Genomic DNA, 22,518 nt, shown 5'->3' with positions numbered 1-22,518 from the left:
TCGCTGCAGCTCACGGCGAAGGGCGATGGCGGGCACAGCTCGACACCCTCACGGAACAGCGCCATCGGGCGCCTCGCACGCGGCCTTGCACGTCTGGACACGCAGCCGTTGCCCGCGCAGTTGATCGAGCCGGTGGGTACGATGCTTGACCAGTTGGCGCCGCACATGGGGTGGCTGAATCGGTTTTTCATCGCCAATCGCTGGCTGTTCGAACCCCTACTGCTGGACAGTCTGGCGTCGAGCCGGACGACGAACGCACTCATCCGAACCACGACCGCGCCAACCATGCTGCGCGCGGGGGTCAAGGACAACGTGCTGCCATCGACGGCCAGCGCCACCGTCAACTTCCGCATTCTGCCGGGGCAGACCATTGAATCGGTCACCGACGCGGTCCGTGGACTGATCGATGACCCCGCTGTGACCATCGAGCCCATCGACGTCTTTGGTAGCAATCCGCCGCCACTATCCGATGCTTCGTCCGCGGCTTTCATGAGAATTCGGGCGGCCATTCACCGCAGCTTTCCCGAAGCGGTGGTGGCCAGCGGGATTATTCTCGCCACCACCGACAATCGCCATTACGCGGCCGTGCGCGACAATGCCTATTACTTCGCGCCCTTCGAGTACACGGCAGATGTTGCAGAGCGAATCCACGGCATTAACGAGCGAATCGCGGTGCCCGAATATCTTCGAATGATCAATTTTTACGAAACGCTGCTGATGGAAGAGACGGTCGAAAACTAAACCATCGCGTCGCCAGGAAGCGTCTATCTATCTGAACTGTTGAGACTTGACCGATGGAATTACAGAGAAATGCTGGTGCAGTGCATTTGTGGTCATTTCTTTGTAAACACGCTATGCGATACGCTTCGGTCTACACGCTGCCAGCGCCTCTCGAGTAAAACCGGCTTTGCCTGGACGATGGGTCTGATCAGTGGCTTTTAACCACAGATGATTCATGACCGACGCCGTGCCCGATACAACCCGGTTGCAGGAAGCCTCGGCTCAGCTAGCCGCCCTGGCCGAGCCCGCGCGATTGAGCATCTATCGTCACCTGGTACGTCACGCGCCCGACGGGTTGTGTGTCGGGGAGCTGATCCCGGAGATCGGACTGAGCCAGCCAACGCTGTCGTTCCATCTCAAAACCCTGCGCCAGGTCGGTCTGGTCACGCGCCGCAAGTCGGGGCGGCATGTGTTCTACGCGCCGGAATTTCGCGCCATGCATGAATTGATGCGATTTCTGACAGAACATTGCTGCGCTGGCGACGCCGATTTGCAGCAGCCAAACAACCCTTGCGCAGGCGGCGTCGCCTGAACATGTTCGCAGACCCGGCTTGAGTGCTGGCGGCTGGATCGGCATAACAGAATCATGAGCCACGATCACCCGAACCATCACCATGATCACGGATCGCATGGCGCAGGCCGCACACTGTGGTTGGCACTTGCGCTCACGCTGGGCTTCGCCGCCGTGGAGGCCGTGGCCGGCTGGTGGGCGGGCTCGCTTGCACTGCTGGGCGACGCCGGTCACATGCTCACCGATGCCGCTGCGCTCGGCATCGGCGCGGTGGCGGCGCGGCTGTCGGCGCTGGGACCCACGCGGCGGCTGAGTTATGGCTGGAAGCGTGCCGAGCTGGTCGGTGCGCTGGTCAATGTCCTGTTCATGTATGCGGTTGTAGTACTGGTGGCCTGGTCAGCATTGCGGCGCCTGGGCAATCCAGTGGACGTGGATGCGTCGGCCGTGATTCTTGTCGGCTCGCTGGGTCTTGGCATCAACTTGTTGGTGGCCTGGCTACTTCATCGCGGCGAGCAAACCCTGAACACACAGGGCGCGCTACTGCATGTCATGGGTGATCTGCTGGGCTCGCTGGCTGCTGTTACGGCGGGTGTGATCATCTGGGCAACCGGGTGGCTGCCCATTGATCCGCTGCTCTCGTTATTCGTCTGCGCCTTGATCGTCGTATCGTCGACCCGTTTGTTGCTCAATGCGCTGAACGTGGTCATGGCCGGCGTGCCCCGCGGGCTGGATCTCGCTGAGATCCAGGCCGCCATGCAAGACGCCCACCCGTCGATTGCCGATGTGCACCATGTCCACGTCTGGTCGGTGTCCTCGGAGACCATCGCCTTGTCGGCGCATGTAGAGATGCAGACGATGAATGACTGGCCGGCGGTCCTTGCTGCCATCCGTCACCGGTTGCACCAAGCCTTCGATATCGATCACCCGACCCTGCAGCCAGAGGTTGCGGCGGTCGACCGGGACTGCGCCAGGTGTTGAGCTCAGCGGGACCCAGCCCGAACGGGCTCGATTCAGTTATCTCGCGGCCGGTTGGTGATCCACAGGCACTGGTACGGCGACAGCTCGAGCTCGCTCCAGACATCGGGCATGGCCTGGTCCGAGATCAGGTCATACCACTGTTCGTTGCGCATGAGATTCAGATCCGCGAGGGCGAATCGTTGCGGCTCGGGCGTGAGATTGTTCACGCAAAAGATGCACTGATCCCGGCTGCGGCTTTGCCGCCAGAAGGCGAACAAGCCGTCGCGCAGCTGCAGGGTGAACTGGGTTGCGTTGGGGTGAAATGCCGGCTGGAGTCGCCGCACCGCGAGCAGATGCGACATCCTCGCAAACGCCTGTGCGTGGGAGCTCTCCGGATCGTCCAGCGCTGATTCCAGTGTTTGCCGGTCCCATCGGGCCCGGTTGATCGACCGACTTCGCCCGGTTTTCTCGACGCTTGCAAGGTCGTTGCCGGTGCCGAGCAGGCTATGGATATAAATGCCGGGGATCCCCTCCAGCGCCAGCATGACGGCATGCGCGCAGATGAAGCGTTCCAGCTGCCATTGATCCTCGCCGTCCACCGTACCGCGACAGGCATCCCACAATGCGATATTGATTTCGTAGGGCTTTTGCTCGCCGCCGGCTACCGTTCGCCAGGACACCAGACCGCCAAATGACTGCATCGCCGTGACCATGGCGTCGCGTTCATTGTCGTCCAGCAAGCCCTCGACCGGACGCAGGCCGATCCCGTCATGCGAGGCGAGAAAATTGAAGTAGGTCGTGCCGTCGCGGGCCGGCGGCATGCTCATCATCCAGGCGCGCAAATGACGGCTGTTGCCGGTGCACAGCGCATGCAGCAGCAGTGGCGGCAGCGAAAAGTTGTAGATCAGATGCGCTTCGTTGGCATTACCGAAATAGGCCAGGTTCTCGAAGATCGGAACATTGGTCTCGGTAATGATCCAGGCGTCCGGTGCAGCATGTTCGACCAGAGTGCGAATGAGACGAACCACCTCGTGGGCACCGGCCAGATTGAGACAGGACGTGCCGTCTTCCTTCCAGACGTAGCCCACGGCGTCGAGCCGGAAGGCCGTCACCCCGCGATCCAGGTAGTGCCGGAACAGACGAATGATCTCGAGCATCAATTCCGGATTGGCGAAATCCAGATCGATCTGGTCGTGCCCAAAGGTGCACCAGACATGGCGGGTGCCGTTTTTGGTTTCCACCGGCCGCAGCAGTGGGGACGTACGTGGCCGCGCAACTGCGCTCAGGTCCTTTTCCGGGTCGGCCTCGACAAAATAGCCGTCGCCGGGCGCGAGACCCGCCTGATAATTCTTGAACCACTGGTGCGAGGCCGAGCAGTGGTTGATCACGCAATCGCCCATCACCCGGAAATCCTGGCTGATCTGCCGGATGTCATCCCAATCCCCCAGTTCCGGGTGAACGACGCCATAGTCGGAGACGGCGAAGCCGTCGTCCGATGTCCACGGGTAGAAGGGCAGGATATGGACGGAGGAGACCGTGTCGCGCAGGCGATGGCGCATGAACGCCGCAAGGCTGTCCAGCGGATGCTCGTCGGGCGATGTCACCGTATCGCCGTAGGTGATCACCACCGAATCGGCTTCGCTCCACAGGTTGCGGCGCGATTCCGGCGTCGGCGTTTCCGGGTCCAGCCGCATGGCCGCGATGCAGGCCTCAACCAGCGCCCCGGTGTCCTGGTCGGGGTAGAGCAGGCGAATGTGATCATGGAGGCGGTCGCGCAGCCGCCAGGGCGAAGGTTCAGCCATAGTCCCGATGGTCCGCTTCGATGGCGTCCGACAGTTGATCCAGCACATCCGGCATGGCCGATCGGACCCGGCTCCAGCTCGGAATGAATGGCGTCTCCATCGGATTTTTCAGAAAGATTTCACCGGCTTTGACGATATTCTTCGCAAATAACTCCACGGCTTGTTCCTCCCGGTGGTTGTCGAAACTCAGACCGTTGACCCGTGCGTCGGCCGCGTAGGTGCTGACGAAATCCAGCGCCACCCGGTAATACGTCGCCTTGATCGAACGAAAGCTCTCGGTGGTGAACACCACGCCATTGGTCGCGAGCTTGCGATAGATGGCCTTGATGATGTCGATGGACATCTTGGCCAGCCCGCCGCTGTCGTCGTGGGCGGACAGCGCCTTGTGCTTGTGATCGTACTGATCGGCAATGTCGATCTGACATAGCCGGTTGGTCGAGTAGTTCCGGTACATCTCGGACAGCACCCCGATTTCCAGGCCCCAATCCGTTGGAATTCGCAAATCGGAGACCACCCCGGTCCTCAGCGAGAATTCCCCAGCCAGCGCGTAGCGAAAACTGTCGAGGTAGTCGAGGTATTCCAGCGGGCCAAAGATCTTGCGCAGCGTGCGGATCAACGGCGTGAGCAGTAAGCGGCACACCCGACCGTTCAGACGCTCCTGACCAACCCGCGCGTAGTAACCCTTGCAGAACTCATAGCTGAAATTGTTGTTCGCCACCGGGTAGAGCAGGCGGGCCAGCATGTTGCGGTCGTAGCCGAGAATGTCGCAGTCATGCAGCGCCACGGCCCCGGTGTAGGTCTCGCCATGGGTCAGAATGTAGCCCAGCGAATACCAGACGTTGCAGCCCTTACCGCGGGCTTCGGGCGCGAGCAGTTCGGAGCGCAGGCGTTCGTCCAGTGCCTGCAGCCGTGGCCCGTCGTTCCAGATGACCCGCGTGTTCTGCGGCAGCTGCGCGAAGAACTGACGCGCGGCGCGGTACTCGGCCTCATCCGCACCGTCCAGACCGACCACGATCTGGCTCAGATAGGGCACCTTGGCGATCTCCGAGACGATGGTCTGCAGCGCAGGTCGCGACAGCTCGTCGATCAGGCAGGGCAGCACCAGCGAAAGCGGTCGGGTTTGCGAGAACCGCAGCAGTTCACTCTCGATTTCATCAATCGGCCGTTGCCGGAGTTGATGCAGCGTCGTGATGACGCCGTTCTGGAAAAAATCACTCATAACGGTTGCGCGAACGCCGTGGGGGCGTCGCCGTGGTCTCCAATACAGATATTGATGGCGGCATTGACGCCTTCGGTCCAGCCGTCAGGCGCGAGGGCCTGCGTCCGGAACGTTCGAACTCGGGCTGTCGTCGAGGGTGCCGGGCCGCGGGGCGAGCGGACCCAGACCCCGATATGCGCAGCGTTGATCAGGGCTTCGTCATTGCCAGCATCGCCCAGGGCGATCACCGGCACTTCCGACAGGCCAACCGCGTCCAGCAAGGCCTTGGCGGCGAGTCCCTTGTCGGTGGGGCCGAGCACGTGGACAAACCGTCCGCCGCGCAGACAGCGCAGGCCAGCGGCTTCGACGGCTGTCTCGAAGGCATCAAGCGCCGCATCCGAATCCTGCCAGTGCAAGGGTTCGGAGTAGCCGCGGTTTGCTGCCTGCCGTGCGTCGTCCAACGACAGGCCGGTCAACTCGGCAATGCCCGTGATCGGCATCTCGTTGAACGCGACAAATCGCGCACCGGTGGATTGTCGTAATGCCGGCAAGGCATCGAGTATCTGAGCGCGTTCGGCGCCGAAACGCAGCGCGCCCGATTCCGGCGCGGCCGCACGCCACGGAGACTGTTCAGGAATGATCGCGGCACTACCGTTCTCCACAATGCAGGCCCAACGCAGCGACAGCCGCTCCATCAGGCCAAGGGTTTCTGCCGCGGTTTTGCTGGTGGTTGGGACCACCGGAATGCCCAGCTTCTCGCAACGTGAGAGACCGGCCAGCGCGCCGGCAATGCTGTAATCGTGGTGCCCGAGCAGGGTGCCGTCGAGGTCGGTGAAAACAACGGCCTGCGGCTGCGATGTTGTCACGAACGCACGTCCACCTGCTCAAAGCTATGGTCCTGAGCGATCCTGATCAGTGCATCACAGCGATCCGGCAAGGTCGCAAGGGCTCGTCGGGTCAGGCGTTCGTAGTGGCTGATGAAGCGCTGCAGCGCCTCCGGCGACATCGGCTGCGCGCCGTCGACCTGTCGGGCGTTTTCCTGCTCCTGCTGACCGCGCCACTGCTGAACCTGTTCGAAATCGGGCACCTGCAGAAAAACCAGCCGGTCCAAACGGGCGAACAGATCAGCGTAGGGGCCGAGTAACTCACGCTCGATGTACGTGCGCCAGAGGCCTTCTGCGTCCTCGGATGCCTCCAGCGCGTTGATGGGCGCGCCATCCTCGTCGGCGTCCACTGGACCAACGCCAAGACACCAGCCTTCGAACAACACGATGTCGATCGGACCCTGTACCCGGTGCCAGTCCGAAATCGGGGCGCGGTCATCAATCGCCTTCACGAATCGCGGGATTGCTACTTCGCTTTCACTGTCGGTTGCGAGCAGGGTTTTGATCAGCGCCAGTCCCAGCATCGCGTCGTGCGTACCCGGAACGCCGCGGGTGATGAACAGCGGGTGAACGCGCTTGCTCAGGCCGAGTCGTGCGGAATGCGTGAGGTAGAGGTCATCGAGGCTCAGGATGCAGCCACGCAAACCATGGCGGGCGGCCAATGCATCAAGAAGGTGCAACGCCAGAGTCGACTTGCCCGTTCCCTGTGCGCCGCTGAGGCCGATGACCGTGGCGCCGTCGCGATGCCACCGCGCGATGGCGGTACATAACGAGTCCACCGCCGCATCGTATGCGGGCGTGACAAACCCCTGATCGCGTTGGGCCGGGCTGTGCTTCACGGTGTTTCCTTTGCAAGCGGCGAGCCAATACAGTGCGGTGACGGTCGATCATGAACGCACGGACAACAGGAGCGCAGCCAACTCAATGCCGAGCAGACTCTACAAGCATCCTCGCTTGTTCAAAACCTTTCTTAACGTCTATCCGCCGTACTGGGGAACCGGCATCCGGGTCACGGCGCTGGCCGCGGATTTTTCGCGCATGGATGTACGCATGGACCTGCGCTGGTACAACCGCAACGCCTTCGGCACACAGTTTGGCGGCAGTCTTTACTCCATGTGCGATCCACATTGGGTGCTACTCCTCGTCGGGCGGCTAGGGCCGGGCTACGAGGTATGGGACAAGGCTGCGAGCGTCGAATTCCTCAAGCCCGGTCGCGGGGCAGTCTTCGCAAGCTTCGAGTGGAGCCAAGGGCAGGTGGACGACATTCGCCGTGCACTGGCCGACGGGGCGCGCTCCGTGCATCCGGAGCGCACCGTCGACATTACCGACTCAGGCGGCCGGCGCATCGCCCGTGTACACAAGACGCTGTATGTCCGGCACCGACGCGATAAACCGCCGCCCGGCTACTGACTGGCGGCGGCCTTGAGCTGGCGCCGTTCACGGTTCAGGCCGATGTAGAGGCTCACACACATCAGCAACAGCAACACCACAAACGGCAAGCCCGTGGAGATGGCGCCTGCCTGCAGTGCGTCGAGCGCCTGCTTGCCTCCGCCAAACAGCAAGGCGCCGGCGATCATGCCTTCCATGACTGCCCAGAACACGCGCTGGGCAATGGGGGCATCCAACTTGCCGCCTGCGGTGATGCTATCGATGACCAGGGAACCCGAATCGGACGACGTGACGAAAAACACCAACACCAGCACGATTGCGACACACGAGGTGACCAACGTCCAAGGCAGTTGATCCAGCATATGGAATAGCGACAGCGACACCTTGTCGATTCCGTCGGCCAGGGCGCCTGTCCCGTTTGCAGCCTGCTCCAAGCCGTTGGCACCGAACGCCGCCATCCACAGCACCGTGACGGCCGTCGGCACCAGCAAAACAGCGGTGACGAACTCGCGAACGGTTCGTCCACGCGACACCCGCGCGATGAACATGCCCACGAATGGTGACCAGGACACCCACCAGGCCCAATAGAACACGGTCCATCCGTGTAGCCAGGATTCGTCCTCTCGGCCGATCCAGTTGGACAGCGGCACAATATTCGTCGCGTAAGCGCTAGCCGTGGTCAGAATGTCACCGAAGATGCCGAACCCGGAGCCAACGGCCACGACAAAAGCCAACAGGATGATCGCAAGCGTCATGTTCAGATTGCTCAGCAGCTTGACCCCACCCTCAAGCCCCCGGATCACCGACATCACCGCTACGGCGGTCACGCCGGTGATGATGGCAATCTGGGTGTTGAGCGTCGCCGGGATGTCGAACAGAAAATTGAGCCCGCTCGCGGCCTGCTTGGCACCCAGGCCCAGCGACGTGGCGAGCCCGAAGATGGTCGCCAACACCGCCATGGTGTCGATGATATGTCCGGGCCAGCCCCAGCAGCGTTCGCCCAGCAGGGGATAAAACGCTGAACGGATGGTCAGCGGCATATTCTGGTTGTAGGCGAAAAACGCCAACGACAAGCCAACCAGAGCGTAGATCGCCCAGGGGTGCAAACCCCAGTGGTACATCGTCGCACCCAGCGATTTACGGACGGCTTCGGGCGTGCCGGCCTCCACGTTCAGGGGCGTGCCGTACCAGTCGGTGTAGTAGGCCAGCGGTTCCGCGACGCTCCAGAACATCAGCCCGATGCCCATGCCTGCCGCGAACAGCATCGCAAACCAGGAGAGCGTGGAAAATTCCGGTGTCGCATCAGCCCCGCCCAGGCGAATTCTGCCGACCGGAAGGATCACCAGGGCCAGGCAGAACAACACGAAGAGATTGCCGCTCACCATGAACAGCCAATCAAAGTTGTTGATGACAAATGCCTTGGCAGCGCTGAGCGCCACGGAGGCGGGCTCGGGGAACATGATGGTCCCGATCACGAACAGCACGACCAGAACGGCGCTGATGAAGAACACCGGGTTGTGCATGTCCAGTCCGAGAAACTGCACGTTGTTTTCGCCGATCGAATGCTCGGTGTCGTAGGTTGAAACATCTGACATTGCGATTTCTCCTGTCGCGATGGGCGGTGGGATGATCGCTATCGCCTCAGGGGCGAGAACGTGCGGCAGGTGCCGCGGTCAGCCGGTGAGTGGCTAGAGATAGAAATCCATGGACAGGTAGACAGCATCGAAGTCGCCTTCGCCAACCTGTCCGTTTCGGTCGACAAAACCTGTTTGGCCGAGGTACTCGACGTAAATCCAGCCGGGCCCGTAGTCGTAGCTGACGCCCGGGCTGTACGAGTAGACGGTGTCTGTGGTCGATCCCGCCGTGTCGGGCAGTGCGGCATGCGCGTCCAGATACCAGAACCACGGGCCGCGCTCGTAACCCAGCTCGAAACCCGCACGCTGATTGGCGATCTCGCGGGGCAACGCTGGTTCGCTGGCCAGATAGGTATCCGGCAACTCGCGCTGCGTGTCGATGAATTCTGCTTTGACGTAAAACGCGTCGAACTTGCCGTGATAGTGAAGCGCCAGCGCATGATGCCGGCCATCGACCGCTTGCTCCATCATCGGTACCAGCGCCTGCAGCCGACCCGCCTGCACGGACAGGGACAGGGTCTGGTGTTCAGTCAGCGGCCAATCAACGTTACCGACTACGGTCTGCACTTTGCGATATGTCGTCGAAGAACCCCAGTGGCCGTTATCGTCCACCGTGTCGGTGCTGGTTTCGCCCCAGTCGTCAGCATGGAAGTACGCGAGTTGGTAACCGATGGGAGTGGCCGATACGAGCTTCACTCCCACGTCCATTTGATCGCCATAGCCGGCCTGCAACCCGTCTCCGGGCCAGAAATTCACGGTTTTCCAGGCAAATGGCACCTGGCTCTTGCCCACAATCAGCTGGTGAGCCGGGGTCAGCGCAAAGCCGACCCAGGCCTTGTGCAAGGCGAAGGTATCCCCGGTGGAATTGTTGGCGGTGTCGGTGAAGCTGCCAGGGCCGATGCGTAGCTCGGCCGAATAGCTCCAGCCCTCATCCGTCTCATCCGCTGCGCCGTCGGCGTAGATGATGAGCGCTTCATCGGCAACATCACCGAACGTCTCGTCATCTCGATTGTCATCGAGTACGTAACGATAGTTTGCCCACACGCCCGCACCTAGCGACGAGTCTGCGCCACTGATCGCGGGTGAGAGCACAGCACCGATACTGATCGCGCTCAGCCAAATCCGTTTCATGTCCGCTCCCTGGACCCATGTCGCTTACCGCGCAAGACCACCGCGGGCAGCCGGAAAGGGCCAAAATGCATTCATTCCATTGAGCGACGACCCTACCCAATCAATCCCAGGAGTGCGAATACGCATAGGGTAGGGCTAGCGAAGGAGATTCAATATGGAAGACTGGGTACAACGTGCCCTGGCGAAATGGCCCAATGTTCCGCACCTGTACGGGTGGATCCATCTGGACCGTCGAGGGCAGTGGTTTCTGCAAGGCGAGCGTGTGGACCGACCCAAGCTCATCGACATGATGCGATTCAACTATGCGGCCGACGATCGAGGCTGCTGGTTCTGTCAGAATGGTCCGCAACGAGGCTACGTGACGCTGGCATACACACCGCTGGTGTTTCGTGTGCAGCCGGGCGGCGATTTGATCGCCCACACGGACCAAACCCCCATGCAGATCCGCCAGTGCTACCTGGATAGCGATGGCAGTGTCGTGCTGGACACGGACGTGGGCGCAGGCTGCTTGGATGGCGAAGACCTGCCCTGGGTGTTGGAACACCTGGACGTGCAGGGTGGGGGCTCGGTTGAGTCTGCCGTAGACGCGGCACTTGGGCTGCCGTCTGGCTCGCAGACCACCCTGCGCCTGGACTGGCGTGACAGGTCGATCGCGGTGATGCGCCTGGATGCCAACGCAATGCCGACAAGCCTCGGCTTTGAACGGGAACCGCAGCCACCCGAAGCCGGCGCCTGAATAAAAGAAGGGCCGGCAAAACCGGCCCTTCTAATTGCGGATGCGGTGAACTAGCCGCGGCGCGAACGCCGGGCCCGGATGAGCAGTCCGGCGAGCATCAGCATCGTCAACAGATCCAGTACCGCGAGACTGCCACCGCCCGAGACGCCGCCGGCTGAGTCGCCAGGGTCGGTGGGATCAATAGGGTCCGTCGGATCGGTCGGGTCGGTTGGATCGACCACACCCGCTTTGCAGCTAAAGGTCTGGACTTCGTCCACATACCAGCCGAGGTTGCCGTTGCAGCCATCCTGACCAAAATCCCAGCGGAACACGACGGCATCGCCGGCAGCCGCCAGCGCCGACAAGTCGACGATGCTCGTGCCCCAGCTTCCGGTCGCCAGCCCCTGGTCCGAACCAAACCAGGCCAGCTCGCCGGCCTTGGGGTTGGTGTTGGTGGCGGCGGCTTCCAACGCGGCGCCATGGGGGTTGTGCAGGAACGCGTTGGCCGGGACCACGGCAAAGTCGGCTCCGTTCACGCTGTACATGAGGTTGCCGCCGTCGTACTCGGCTTCCGTTTGCACGTAGTGATCGAATGACAGGTAGGCGTTGTCTTCGTCGACCGTCACGGCCGGCGCATCCAGCGTGAAGTTGCCGGAGATATCACCGCCAGCCGCACAGGTACCTTCCAGCGAATCCAGCGCGAAGGCCGCAAAACCGGAATGAGCCTCCGGAACGTCAGCGCTGACCTCCCAGTTCGTGCCCGGCCACGAATCGCCGGTGCCATTGCTGGCGATCGACCAGCCCGCGGGCAGGGCGCCGGATTCCCAGTCTTCCGAGAAGGCGGTGACAGGGCCGCTGCCTTCCTCACAAACGGATGGCGTTTCGGCTTCGGGCGCAAGCACCGGCAAGTAGCCACATTTCTCGGTGGGATCCTGCCGCATCTCCACTGCCAGCATCGCTGCAGCCACGGCGTCGCAATCAGCGGCGGCGATGACCTGATCCGACGGGTCGCCGAATACATCGGTGAGCGGCTGACCGATCAGATCCGCACAGGACTGCTCCAACGCGTCGGCGTGCTGGGCAAAGTTGGTGGTCGGCGTCTGGTAGACCGTCATGGCGCGGAAGTAGATGTTCGCGGCCTTGATCATGCCAATGCTGGGAATATCCACGCCGTTGAAGCTCTTGCCATCAACCAGCATGGCGAAGGCATGGTTGGGCACGCCGGAGTTGGTGTGCACACCGCCGCCATCGGAGGTGCCGCAGAAGTAATTCTCCGAGGTGATCACGCTGCCGGGCGAAGGTGACGGGAATCCGTCCGGGTCCCACATGTCCCGAAGCAGCAATGCAGCGGCAACCTCGCTCAGATCTTCGCCGAGCACCCAGCGGCTGCCCCGGTTCTCGTAGTACTCGCCTTCGGTGAGGGTGACGCCCAGCGGGCCTTCCAGGCCGTTCACCAGATCGTACATTTCACCGAAAATGTCCGAATAAGCTTCATTCAGGGCGCCGGACTGATACTGATAGATCAGTCCATGGGTGTATTCGGTGTAGCCGTGGCTCCATTCGTGGCTGACGATGTCGTCGGCATCAAAGCCAGGGCAGTAGTTTGTTGACTGCCCATCCCAATAGGCGTTGGGACAGTTCTCGTTGACCAGATAAACGCTGAACTGGATCTGATCTTCCGGAGCGGTGTCGCCATCGTCGTAGCCTTCGCGGCCAAACAGATTGCGATAGAGGTCGTAGGTGCCACCCGCGTAGATATAAAGGTTGTTGAGCGGGGTATTTGGCGTACGGTCCGAACCGGTGACATCGCCCGCGAATTCCGGATCTGCCGGCGCCAGCGCACTGCCTTCGGTGACCACCGCAGGCACATCGATGGTGGGCGTGTGAATCGATCGATTCAGCGTGTGCTGAATATTGTTGATCCGATTGAGCACGGCACCCGTGGTGGCATCAATGAACAGCTGCTCCCGAACCGGGTCGGCCGGACGGCGGTAGCTGTCGACGACATTCACCTCGTAGGCCAGCCGATTCTCGCCGGGCACGCCCTTCAGCAAGCCCATCGGATAGACGACGAGGCGACTCGACTCGATCACGGGATCGGCGCCGGGGTGGAACTTGCGCGTCATCGCCTTGGCGGTGGCCGCGACCTCGGTGGATGACTTGTGCGGCGTCATCGCCAAACTGTCCAGCCCTTCGATGAACACACCGTTCAGCCCCAGCGCGCCTGTCTCGCTCAGATGCACCACCGTACGCGCACCAAAAACGGGCACGCCCTGATGGCGCTGATCCAGATGCACATGCGTGCGTCCGGCTCGGTCGGTAAACACGCGCTGTAGCGCCAGCTGCTCGGTCGGCGTTTGAACGCCGATCAGCGCGCCGTATTCGGCCAGAAACTCGGTGGCGCGATCCAAAGGCGAGCCCGCGGCATCAAGCGTCATCAAAACACGCTGATCGGGCGTCGAAACCGCGAAATACCGCTCATTGGGTCGCGCCGTGCTGACCAGCGAACCCTGGGTCGCTGCATCCAGCTTGGCGAGAAGATCGTGCTTGGTTGCGGCAGCGGCCGGTTGGCCTGCTGCCATCATCACAGCTGCCGCTACCAGCGACGCGATGCGAGGTGCTTTCATGGATGTCCTCTTGGTCCATGGCCCCGACAGGAAATGCTATGCCCCAGTGTCGGCCGTGGACGGTTTAGATTGAGCCAAGTCGGGGATCGCGGACGCCAATCGGCACCGCCGGACCACCCGGAACGGCGACAGCATAAGCACAGATCGCGCCGATGCGGGACTTTTGTCCCGATCTTGCGGCTAACTGGTATAAATATCCCATGTTTCCAGGGCGATTAACGCGCTGGATATTGATTCGGGTGCGATCCGTCTCGGGTTCATCTGCGGGATTGCTGGCCACCGCCGCGGGAGTTTTAGCCCTCGGATGGCATGGCGTTTGTATCCCGTGTTGCCAACGTGAGGAAGCGGCGACTGCTTCGCTCTGTTCGAACGTACATTCTGGGGAATACAACATGAAACCAATATTCGTGGCGACACCGGTCGCGGCGATTGCTGCGGCTATGGCCGTCAGCATGCTGGGATGGCGAGATACGCCGGACGCCGACTGCGCGCCGGGGTTTTCGCCCGTCGACCCGGTGGCCTACGCCCGTGAATTCCGTCCTGATCTGAATAAGGGCCAAATTGACGAGTTGCGGCGACAGTATGGCGATACCGCTTGCCTGAATCAGAAGCACCCGGAGCCGTTCACAGAAGTCCAGCAGGCGATGCAGGCTCGCTCGCCGGGTGTTGGACTGGTGGAACCAGGCTCCGTGCGCGCCGCGCTCGAGGCCAAGAACGCGATGCTGGAACGCAAGGCGATCGCAGGCGCCGATGGTCTCTGGGAGGAGTACGGGACCGGGGTGCTGATCACCAGCGATCCGCGCTACGGCACCTCGGGGCAGGGGATTCCCAGTTCCATGGGCCGCGTGGACAGTTTCGCCTACGACCCGGAAAACATTCGGCTGTTCGCGCTGATCGGCACCGGCGGGCTGTGGATGAGCGATACCGATTCGGTCGAAACCCTGGGAGATTTCTGGGTGCCGATCGGCGACACCATGCCCACGCTGGTGAACGGCGCCGTGGAATGGGTGGCGCCCAAGGGCGATCGGCCCGGGCGCCTGGTCGTCGTGTCCGGGGAACACGTCATGGGCGGCTCCACCTACATGGGGCTGGGCGCGTTCTGGTCGGATGACCTGGGCGTGACATGGAATCAATCGACCGGCGTGCCCGATGGCGCGATGGGCTTCGAGGTCGCCGTTGATCCAACCAACACCGATGAGGTGTATGTCGCGACCTCGATGGGTCTCTACAAGTCGTTGGACGCAGGATCCAGCTTCACCAATGTCAACCTGCCGGTCTCGGCTGAATGTGCTGGCGCTGTGGGTTATGGCGCCTGCCAGTTCGCGAATTTCGTCACCGATGTGGTCGTCAAGGAGCCTGGGGGCATCACTGACGAGGCAGGCGGTGAAGTGCTCGCCGCGGTTGGCTACCGCGCCGGCAAAGCCGTGTTTCCGGATGGGACGATCCATTCGCCGGGCAACGGCCTTTATCGTTCGGATTCCGGTGATCCGGATACGTTCGTGCGCCTGGATGTCTCCGGCGATGGCTTGACCAATATCGGGTTCACCACGGAAGAACGTATCGGGCGAACCGAGCTGGGTATCGCCACGGGACCTGAGCAGGATCACAACGTCGTCTACGCCATCGTGGGTGACGCCGTGCTGTTCAACGGCGGCGTGCAGGGGATCGATGTGCCGGACGACGGCACCGGAAACACGGGGGTCGGTCTGAACTCCACCTCAATCAATGGGGTGTACGTATCGACCGATTTCGGTGATAGCTGGATGCGTTTGGCCGACGATATCGAGATCGCCGCCAACCCGGCCAGCGGTTCCGGGTTGTCCGTCGTCGGCGCCGCCCTGTTCAATGGCCCCGGGGTTCAGGCTTGGTACAACCTCTGGGTTGCCCCCGACCCGACGCGCGCCGACCTGCTCGGCGGTGTACCCACGCGACTGACCTTCGGGCTTGAGGAGGTTTGGCAATCCCGGACCACGACCGGGGTCGGGCAGGACGGTCTGGCGCAGGTCGGACCCAACGATTACAACGTCGTCGGCGTGTACTACGCCGGTGAATCCTGCCAGCTGCTCACTACGGGCGTGCCGGCCTGTCCGACCAACTCCGAGTTGATCACCGACACCACCACCCATCCGGACCAGCATGACGGTATGTGGATTCCGACCGGTGACGGCGGAGTGTGCCTGTTTGCCGGGAACGACGGCGGCGTGTTCCGCCAATGCGTTGGTGCAGGCGAGGAGATCAACAACAACGGCTGGGCGCAAGGCCACAACGAGGGCTTTTACACCTTGCTGCCGTATGGGCTCGCCGTGGCGAAAGACGGTCGCGTCTACTTCGGCCTGCAGGACAACGGTTCCGGCCACATCGAGGGTGATACCCGCGAGATGTATCAGTCCCTGGGCGGTGACGGCTTCTTTGCCGCGGTCGACCCTGACGACAGCAACTACGCCTATCTGACCACGCAGAATGGCGGTCTGAACGTCACTCTTGATGGCGGTTTGAGCCTGTCCAGCGTCAGCTCCGGTGCCGCGGACGTGATGTTCGCGAATTACTTCACGATGAACGAGACCAATGCCGAGCATGTGATGACCGGCGGCTCAAACATCGTGGAGACGCTGCAGGGCCGAACAACCAACAACTGGACAGAGGTCTTCACCTTGGGCACCTCCGACACCGGGGGGCTGAGGCAGATGTCCACCATCCACCTGCGGGACGAAGCGGCCTACGTCGGTTTCTGCGGCGTCTGCGACATCCTCAATCGCTGGGATCTGGGCTTCGAGAACGGCATCGCGACCAATGTCGGTGGCGATCTGCCGCCGAATCCAGGTTCATCCGACGGATGGCATATCGCGACGGCCGCCGGGTTGCCGAACCGCTACATCACCGCCATCGAGCAGGACCCCGAAGACGTCAATACCATCTACGTGACCCTGGGCGGCTACTCCGGTCGTGACTGGGTGCCACCGGGTTCGTATCTGGATACGAATGACGGGCTGGGCACCGGTAACGTGTTCAAGTCCACCGACGCTGGGGAAAGCTTTATCGATATCTCGGGCAACCTCCCCGACTTGCAGGTGAATACGGTCTTGCTGCACGACGGGCAGCTGCTGATCGGCACCGATCTGGGCGCGTTCATCTCCTCGGACACGGACGGCTCCGAGTGGGGCGTGCTGGGGGGCGGCTCGCTGCCTAATGTCGTGGTCACGCAGATCGTGCAGGACCCCGGCGACCCACTGAGGGTGTTTGCGTCCACGTTCGGCCGCCATATCTGGAGCTACAGCTTCGAGGAGGCAGGCGTGACGCCGACGCCCACGCCAGCCGCGACCGGCAAGGGCGGTATGCTCGGCGTCTGGTTGCTGGGTCCGCTGGGCTTGCTGGCGGCACTGCGTCGTCGCGCCCGGTTGGCCGCACGCGAGAATCCCGGGCTAGTCGCCGGTATGTAACCTCGGCTTGATCGGGCTGGGGGGCATCTGGACGTAGTAGCCAGATGCCTCCAGCCCGGCCAAGACCGCGTTGACATCGACGCGAGCGAGCCGGCGTTCGGGCGTCAACTCCAATTCCATCGCCTGTTCCAAGGGGCCCGTCAGTCGGCGGAGCGACACAGGGAGCTCGTCTGCCGGCATATCGCCTGTCACGAACACATAGAGTTCATCGTGTCGGCGGCTGCGGTACACCGTGCATTTCATGGCAAGCGACTGGGAAGCGGGGCGCGGCATCTTGGCGAAAATCCCGGGCTTGAACAAGCCTGATGGGCGTTCTGCCGCAACCGATTCGTGGGTAGTTGTCAGGGTATCAACCGCTATCCTGAGCCGGATGGCGCCGCCGTCGATCCCCATTCGGTTCTTAGCACCACGGTCTGTGTTCAGCGGCCGCTTGAGAATACGCGTGGGTCAGTCACCCGCGCACTGCTTGTGGCCGCCCCGACCGACAGGCAGGATGCGGTCACGCGCCCTCGGCGGAGTGTTTAAGGAAGCGCAGAGAGAACAATGAACGCCACCGCGCTCGATCAGATCCAGCTCAATTTCAGTCCGGCGGCGTTGGGCGCGCTGAACGTGATCATCGCGATCATTCTGTTTGGCGTTGCTCTGGATTTGAGGGTCGCCGATTTTCGCGCGGTTTTGCGCAGGCCACAGGGCTTGGCCGTAGGCCTGTGTTGTCAGTTTCTGCTACTTCCATCATTGGCGTGGCTCTGCATCATCGTCTTGCAACCGTCGGCGAGCATCGCGCTGGGCTTGTTGCTGCTTGCCGCCTGTCCCGGCGGAAACGTGTCCAATTTCCTGACGGCCATGGCGCAGGGCAATGCGGCGCTATCGGTGAGCCTGTCCGGCCTATCGACCTTGGCCTCCATCGTGATGACTCCGGTGAATTTCATGTTCTGGGCTGGCCATTACGCGCCGGCTGAATCCTTGTTGCGCGAGCTATCGTTGACACCGTCAGACATCGTGCTGACGGTGATGTTGATTCTGGTGATCCCGACACTCTGCGGCATGGGCGTCACCGCGCGATTTCCCGCCGTGGCAGCGCGCATCAAACAGCCGATGCGGCGCTTGTCGATGATCTTTCTCGGGTTGTTCATCGTCGCGGCCCTGTTCGGCAATTGGCGTGCGTTTCTGGGCCATGTCGGGGTGGCGTTCTGGATTGTCGCCATCGTCAATGCTCTCGGTCTGGCCTGCGGCTACGCGTTGACCAAGCTGGCTGGCCTGCCCGAGACCGACCGCCGCGCGGTCAGCTTCGAAACCGGAATACAGAATTCAGGATTCGGTCTGATCATCTGCTTCAACCACTTCGCAGGGCTGGGCGGCATGGCGATGATCGTGGCGTGGTGGGGAGTCTGGCACCTGATTTCCGGCTGGAGTCTGGCAACGTTCTGGAGGCGCCGAGGTCTGCGGCCGCGATCCAGCTGAGCAACGACGGATCTCACCGGGGCGGTTTCAGTCCTCGGTCGGGGGCCAGGATGGCGCCAGCGTGCGCTCTGCTCTGCGCTGCAGAGATCCGGTCTGCATTGTTGCGGTCGTGAGGTGACGGACCGAGCAGCGATCCCGCCCGGCGCGTTTCGCGATGTAGAGCTCCGCGTCGGCCGCGCGATACAAGGCCTCCATATCTGGCGGGCTTGACGCGGGCAGACATACCGCGCCGACGGATACCGTGACCTTGCACTCCGGACCGTCGGGATGAGGTATTGCCAGATCGCGGACTGTCTTGCGGCAGGCTTCTGCTGCCGCATACAGGGTGTCAGGTTTACGGCCGTACCAGATGACAACGAACTCCTCACCGCCGATGCGACTGACAACGTCTTGGGCGCGCCGCGCCTGCGCCGCCAACGCCTGGCCTACGCGACGGATGCATTCGTCCCCCCGCTCATGGCCCCATTCGTCGTTGTAACGCTTGAAGTGATCTATATCGATCACTGCAAGGGCAATGGATTGATGCTCGCGCTGCGCCCGTTCGGTCAGCTCGTCGCCCAGGCGGGTCAGCGCGCGCCGATTCGGCATCAGCGTCATGGGGTCGGTTTCCGACATCACGCGATTCCACTCTTGCTGCAGCCAGGCCCGGCGCGAGTGATATTCCTGCCCGTAGAGGCCGACAAGCAGTCCGGATAGGGCGACAAACCCGGCGAACAGAACATTGGTCGCGGTCGCGGGGTTATCAAGATAGAGGACTTCGATCACGCTCCAGACGATCAGAAACAGCACACTGGCCGGCAATGCCAACCAGAACCGCAACCGGGCGCTGATGGCGCCGGTGACGACGGCAACCGGAGCGAATAGCGCTGGCATGTCGAATCCCTGCGATAAACCCAACACGCGTTGAGCCTCCACGCCGAACGCCACCAACATGCCTGCGACGATGAACACCGGGTCCCAGAGCCACTTCAGACGGCGGCTGAGATGGACCAGCAGCGCCACGACGGCCGCGGGGCATTCAATGCCCCATTGGATCCAATGCGCCAACGGCAGAAACTTCGCCTCGGGTCGTAGCAAGATGAATTCGTTGGCCGTGTTGATCGCCAACAGCGCGATCACGACCACTGCGAGCGCGATGCGGGCGCCCCGGCTGCCTTCTGCTTGCCACTCCTGATAAAGCGCCTCGAGCGCAACCTGGTCGCACGACGCGCGAGTTCATGCTGGACGGCATCGGCGGTTCGACCGATATCGTCGCGCACTGGGCGTTCGCTAGAACTGGGGACAGGCATGGTCGTGAACCGTTGGAGCGGGGCGGGCTATGCGGTAACAGCATCGGCCAGATTGACCTGGAACTGTAGCCGCTCCGCGCACATCGACCAATCGCAGCGGCGAATCGGCGGCGTATGCTCGATGCCATTCAATAATCTGAACGGCCACGACAACGGCCGCGACGGAGGCGACACATGAGCACCAGCGAGATTGTGCAACGCAAGGGGCCAAGTTTCGGTCTGGATGACCCGGATCTACCGCGGTACTGGTTCGCAGGCGACCCCTTCAAATCGAGGTTCTTCGATGCGATGAGTCTGTTGTTCCCAGAGGGTGAGCGATTCTTCATCGCCTGTGTCCGTGACTTTCGCCATGCGATCACAGACCCGCAACTGGAACGTCAGGTCAAGGACTTCATTTATCAGGAAGGCCAGCATGGACAGGTGCACACCCAGTTCAATAATCGCGTCAAAGAGCAGGGCGTAGCTGTCGACCATATCCTCAAGGAAGAGCATCGCTTTCTCTTCGATGTTTTCCGCAAACGGATGTCGCGCAAGTACACGCTGGCGCAAACGGCGGCGGCCGAGCATCTGACGGCGTTAATGGCGCATGGCTTTTTCGCCAAGGGCACGCTCCGCGACGCGGACCCCCGAATCCGAGCGATGTATGCCTGGCATGCGGTCGAGGAGATCGAGCACAAGGCTGTCGCCTTTGACCTGTACAAAACCGTGGCCCGCGGCAGCTACCTGACACGCATCCTCGGCATGATTCAGGTCAGCATCACCTTTCCGCTGCACACCTTTCTGATCATGCGACACATGTTCGAGGTGGACGGCCTGCGTAACCGGGGCCGTCTTTGGATGAAGGGCTTGTGGTGGCTTTACGGACCGAAAGGCGTGTTCAGTGGTCTGTTGCCTCACTACCTCGCCTATTTCAAGCCGGGTTTTCATCCGTGGCAACAGGGCCAGCTGAAGAACTACGAAAGCTGGCGCGAAACCTACGAAGCCTCGGGTGATGCAATCAAGGCCGGAGATGTGGCCGCTGGCATTGCTGCCTGAGGCACGCGCCAGATCCGACACCTCGTCGCGGCGAGCTTGAAACCGGTTAACAGTCCCCTTATTCAACGGGAGAGTTCTGGTCCTGGTTCCTGCATGTCGATTGCCCTGAGTCATCGCTACACCGAGTCGCTACCCGCGGACTCCGAGCGCTCACGTCAGCCTCGTATCGTCGAAGGCGCGGCATATTCCTTTGTCGATCCCGATCCGGTTAGCCAGCCGCGGCTGCTCGCCTGGTCCACTGCGCTAGGCGACTCATTGGGCATCGCCCGACCGAGCGAGGACCAAGACGCTTGGTTGCAGGTGCTTTCCGGCAATACGAGATGGTCCGGCACGTCGCCATACGCCAATTGCTATGGCGGACATCAGTTCGGGCAGTGGGCGGGGCAGCTCGGCGACGGCCGTGCGATCACCCTAGGAGAGTTCGTTGACCGTTCCGGTTCGATCCATGAGTTGCAGCTCAAGGGGGCGGGGCGCACGCCGTATTCGCGCGGCGCCGACGGCCGCGCCGTCCTGCGATCATCATTGCGCGAGTACCTTTGCAGCGAAGCCATGCACGCGCTCGGGGTACCGACGACCCGCGCGTTGTCGCTGATTGCGACCGGCGATGACGTGGTCCGCGACATGTTCTACGACGGCAACCCTCAGGCCGAGCCCGGCGCTATCGTCTGCCGTGTTGCGCCATCGTTCCTGCGCCTGGGGACTTTCGAGCTACCCGCATCGCGAGGCGATACGCCTCTGCTGCGGCAGCTCGTGGACTACAGCATCGAACACCACGAACCGGACATTGACCATCGCGACCCGGACGCTTTGTTTGCGTGGTACGAGGCCATTTGTCGCCGTACCGCCCGGTTGATTGCCGAGTGGACACGCGTGGGCTTCGTGCACGGCGTGATGAATACCGACAATCTGTCGATTCATGGCATCACGATCGACTACGGCCCCTACGGCTGGCTGGAGCCTTACGAACCGGGCTGGACTCCGAATACCACTGACGCCCAGACCAGCCGCTACTGTTTCGGCCGCCAGCCAGCAATCGCACAGTGGAACTTGTCGCGTTTCGGCGGCGCCTTGACCCACCTGACCAGCGATACCGAGCGCCTGGAGCAATGCCTCGCAAGCTACGCCGAGGAATACGAACACGCCAGCCAGGCAATGTTCGCGAGCAAACTTGGCTTGGTCGACCTTCAGTCCGAAGCCCGCCAGCAGCTGCTCACCGATTTGTTCGATCTGTTGAGCATGACCGAGACCGACTACACCCTGTTTTTCCGCGGCCTTGGCGCTGTCCCTGCCGAGCGTCCTGGCGAAGCGGAGCCACAAGCAGCGCTGATGCCTGCTTACTACGACCCCGCTGCCTTGCAGGGGGAGGTCGGGCAGGCTTTGCGCGACTGGGTGGCGCGCTACCAGCTTGAGGCGAAGCAGCAGCCCGATGCTGTCCGTCAGGCCGATATGCAACGCAGCAACCCGCTCTATGTTGCACGCAACTACCTGGCACAGCTGGCGATCGATGAGGCCGAGCAGGGCCGGACCGAGGAGTTGCACAGGCTGATACAGGTGCTCGAGAACCCCTACACCGAGCAGCCGGGCATGGAGCGCTACGCGGAAAAACGCCCCGAGTGGGCACGCCATCGCGCAGGCTGCTCGGCATTGTCATGCAGTTCCTGAGCCCGT

18 protein-coding genes are annotated in these 22,518 nt (G+C 62.1%); 9 read left to right on the top strand and 9 right to left on the bottom strand.

What is annotated here, in order from left to right; translation table 11 throughout:
• From ACE1EY_RS09340 to ACE1EY_RS09330, 3 genes are all read left to right on the top strand, one after another.
• A partial coding sequence (locus ACE1EY_RS09340; protein ID WP_370300033.1) for a M20/M25/M40 family metallo-hydrolase occupies positions 1-741 on the top strand: 741 nt, incomplete at its 5' end.
• Between the two features lie 214 nt (positions 742-955).
• Positions 956-1,312, top strand: coding sequence for a metalloregulator ArsR/SmtB family transcription factor (locus tag ACE1EY_RS09335; protein WP_291513621.1), 357 nt, complete (start codon positions 956-958; stop codon positions 1,310-1,312).
• A gap of 54 nt (positions 1,313-1,366) precedes the next feature.
• Positions 1,367-2,269, top strand: coding sequence for a cation diffusion facilitator family transporter (locus ACE1EY_RS09330; protein WP_370300032.1), 903 nt, complete (start codon positions 1,367-1,369; stop codon positions 2,267-2,269).
• 32 nt (positions 2,270-2,301) lie between these two features.
• Here the strand turns inward: ACE1EY_RS09330 and ACE1EY_RS09325 are convergent, their stop codons facing one another.
• The 4 genes from ACE1EY_RS09325 to ACE1EY_RS09310 are packed head-to-tail and all read right to left on the bottom strand — an operon-like array spanning position 2,302 to position 6,971.
• Positions 2,302-4,050, bottom strand: coding sequence for a sugar phosphorylase (locus ACE1EY_RS09325; protein ID WP_370300031.1), 1,749 nt, complete (start codon positions 4,048-4,050; stop codon positions 2,302-2,304).
• A complete protein-coding gene (locus ACE1EY_RS09320) occupies positions 4,043-5,269 on the bottom strand; it encodes a glycosyl transferase (protein WP_291513624.1) in 1,227 nt (408 codons plus the stop codon). Before ACE1EY_RS09320 ends, ACE1EY_RS09325 begins: the two co-directional genes overlap by 8 nt.
• Positions 5,266-6,114 carry an HAD-IIB family hydrolase gene (locus ACE1EY_RS09315; protein ID WP_370300030.1) on the bottom strand — a complete coding sequence of 283 codons (849 nt, stop codon included), beginning with the start codon at positions 6,112-6,114 and terminating at the stop codon, positions 5,266-5,268. Before ACE1EY_RS09315 ends, ACE1EY_RS09320 begins: the two co-directional genes overlap by 4 nt.
• Positions 6,111-6,971: a kinase gene (locus ACE1EY_RS09310; protein WP_370300029.1), complete on the bottom strand. Its 861-nt coding sequence runs from the start codon at positions 6,969-6,971 to the stop codon at positions 6,111-6,113. The genes ACE1EY_RS09315 and ACE1EY_RS09310 overlap by 4 nt, the downstream gene beginning before the upstream one ends.
• 85 nt (positions 6,972-7,056) lie before the next feature.
• On the opposite strand from ACE1EY_RS09310, the gene ACE1EY_RS09305 reads away from it, so the two are divergent.
• Positions 7,057-7,542 (top strand): DUF4442 domain-containing protein, encoded by a 486-nt coding sequence (locus ACE1EY_RS09305; RefSeq protein ID WP_370300028.1) that lies wholly within the window; start codon positions 7,057-7,059, stop codon positions 7,540-7,542.
• Here the strand turns inward: ACE1EY_RS09305 and ACE1EY_RS09300 are convergent.
• On the bottom strand, positions 7,536-9,116 hold the full coding sequence (locus ACE1EY_RS09300; protein WP_370300027.1) for a BCCT family transporter: 1,581 nt from the start codon (positions 9,114-9,116) through the stop codon (positions 7,536-7,538). The genes ACE1EY_RS09305 and ACE1EY_RS09300 overlap by 7 nt on opposite strands.
• Positions 9,117-9,209: 93 nt before the next feature.
• Positions 9,210-10,286 (bottom strand): hypothetical protein, encoded by a 1,077-nt coding sequence (locus ACE1EY_RS09295; RefSeq protein WP_291513629.1) that lies wholly within the window; start codon positions 10,284-10,286, stop codon positions 9,210-9,212.
• Between the two features lie 154 nt (positions 10,287-10,440).
• On the opposite strand from ACE1EY_RS09295, the gene ACE1EY_RS09290 reads away from it, so the two are divergent.
• The gene (locus ACE1EY_RS09290; protein WP_370300026.1) at positions 10,441-11,022 is read left to right on the top strand and encodes a DUF2946 family protein; all 582 of its coding nucleotides are present in this window, start codon (positions 10,441-10,443) and stop codon (positions 11,020-11,022) included.
• Between the two features lie 50 nt (positions 11,023-11,072).
• Here ACE1EY_RS09290 and ACE1EY_RS09285 read toward each other — a convergent pair whose 3' ends face one another.
• Entirely contained in the window at positions 11,073-13,628 is a 2,556-nt protein-coding gene (locus ACE1EY_RS09285; protein WP_370300025.1) for a M4 family metallopeptidase, read from the bottom strand.
• Positions 13,629-14,020: 392 nt separating this feature from the next.
• Here ACE1EY_RS09285 and ACE1EY_RS09280 point away from each other — a divergent pair, with 392 nt between their 5' ends.
• The gene (locus tag ACE1EY_RS09280) at positions 14,021-17,065 is read left to right on the top strand and encodes a hypothetical protein (RefSeq protein WP_370300024.1); all 3,045 of its coding nucleotides are present in this window, start codon (positions 14,021-14,023) and stop codon (positions 17,063-17,065) included.
• Here ACE1EY_RS09280 and ACE1EY_RS09275 read toward each other — a convergent pair.
• Positions 17,048-17,458 carry a YcgL domain-containing protein gene (locus tag ACE1EY_RS09275; RefSeq protein ID WP_370300023.1) on the bottom strand — a complete coding sequence of 137 codons (411 nt, stop codon included), beginning with the start codon at positions 17,456-17,458 and terminating at the stop codon, positions 17,048-17,050. The two genes, ACE1EY_RS09280 and ACE1EY_RS09275, sit on opposite strands and share 18 nt — an antisense overlap.
• Positions 17,459-17,608: 150 nt before the next feature.
• On the opposite strand from ACE1EY_RS09275, the gene ACE1EY_RS09270 reads away from it, so the two are divergent.
• On the top strand, positions 17,609-18,526 hold the full coding sequence (locus ACE1EY_RS09270) for a bile acid:sodium symporter family protein (protein ID WP_291513635.1): 918 nt from the start codon (positions 17,609-17,611) through the stop codon (positions 18,524-18,526).
• Positions 18,527-18,553: 27 nt separating this feature from the next.
• Here the strand turns inward: ACE1EY_RS09270 and ACE1EY_RS09265 are convergent, their stop codons facing one another.
• Positions 18,554-19,645 carry a GGDEF domain-containing protein gene (locus ACE1EY_RS09265; RefSeq protein ID WP_370300022.1) on the bottom strand — a complete coding sequence of 364 codons (1,092 nt, stop codon included), beginning with the start codon at positions 19,643-19,645 and terminating at the stop codon, positions 18,554-18,556.
• A 344-nt stretch (positions 19,646-19,989) separates the two neighbouring features.
• Between ACE1EY_RS09265 and ACE1EY_RS09260 the strand changes: the two genes are divergently transcribed.
• A complete protein-coding gene (locus tag ACE1EY_RS09260; RefSeq protein WP_370300021.1) occupies positions 19,990-20,850 on the top strand; it encodes a metal-dependent hydrolase in 861 nt (286 codons plus the stop codon).
• Positions 20,851-20,943: 93 nt separating this feature from the next.
• Positions 20,944-22,512, top strand: coding sequence for a YdiU family protein (locus ACE1EY_RS09255; protein ID WP_370300020.1), 1,569 nt, complete (start codon positions 20,944-20,946; stop codon positions 22,510-22,512).
• Positions 22,513-22,518: the final 6 nt, after the last annotated feature.

Origin of the sequence: Abyssibacter sp. (assembly GCF_964229365.1) — a bacterium.
Classification (GTDB): Bacteria; Pseudomonadota; Gammaproteobacteria; order Nevskiales; family OUC007; genus Abyssibacter.
This window is presented reverse-complemented; position numbering and strand designations above follow the sequence as displayed.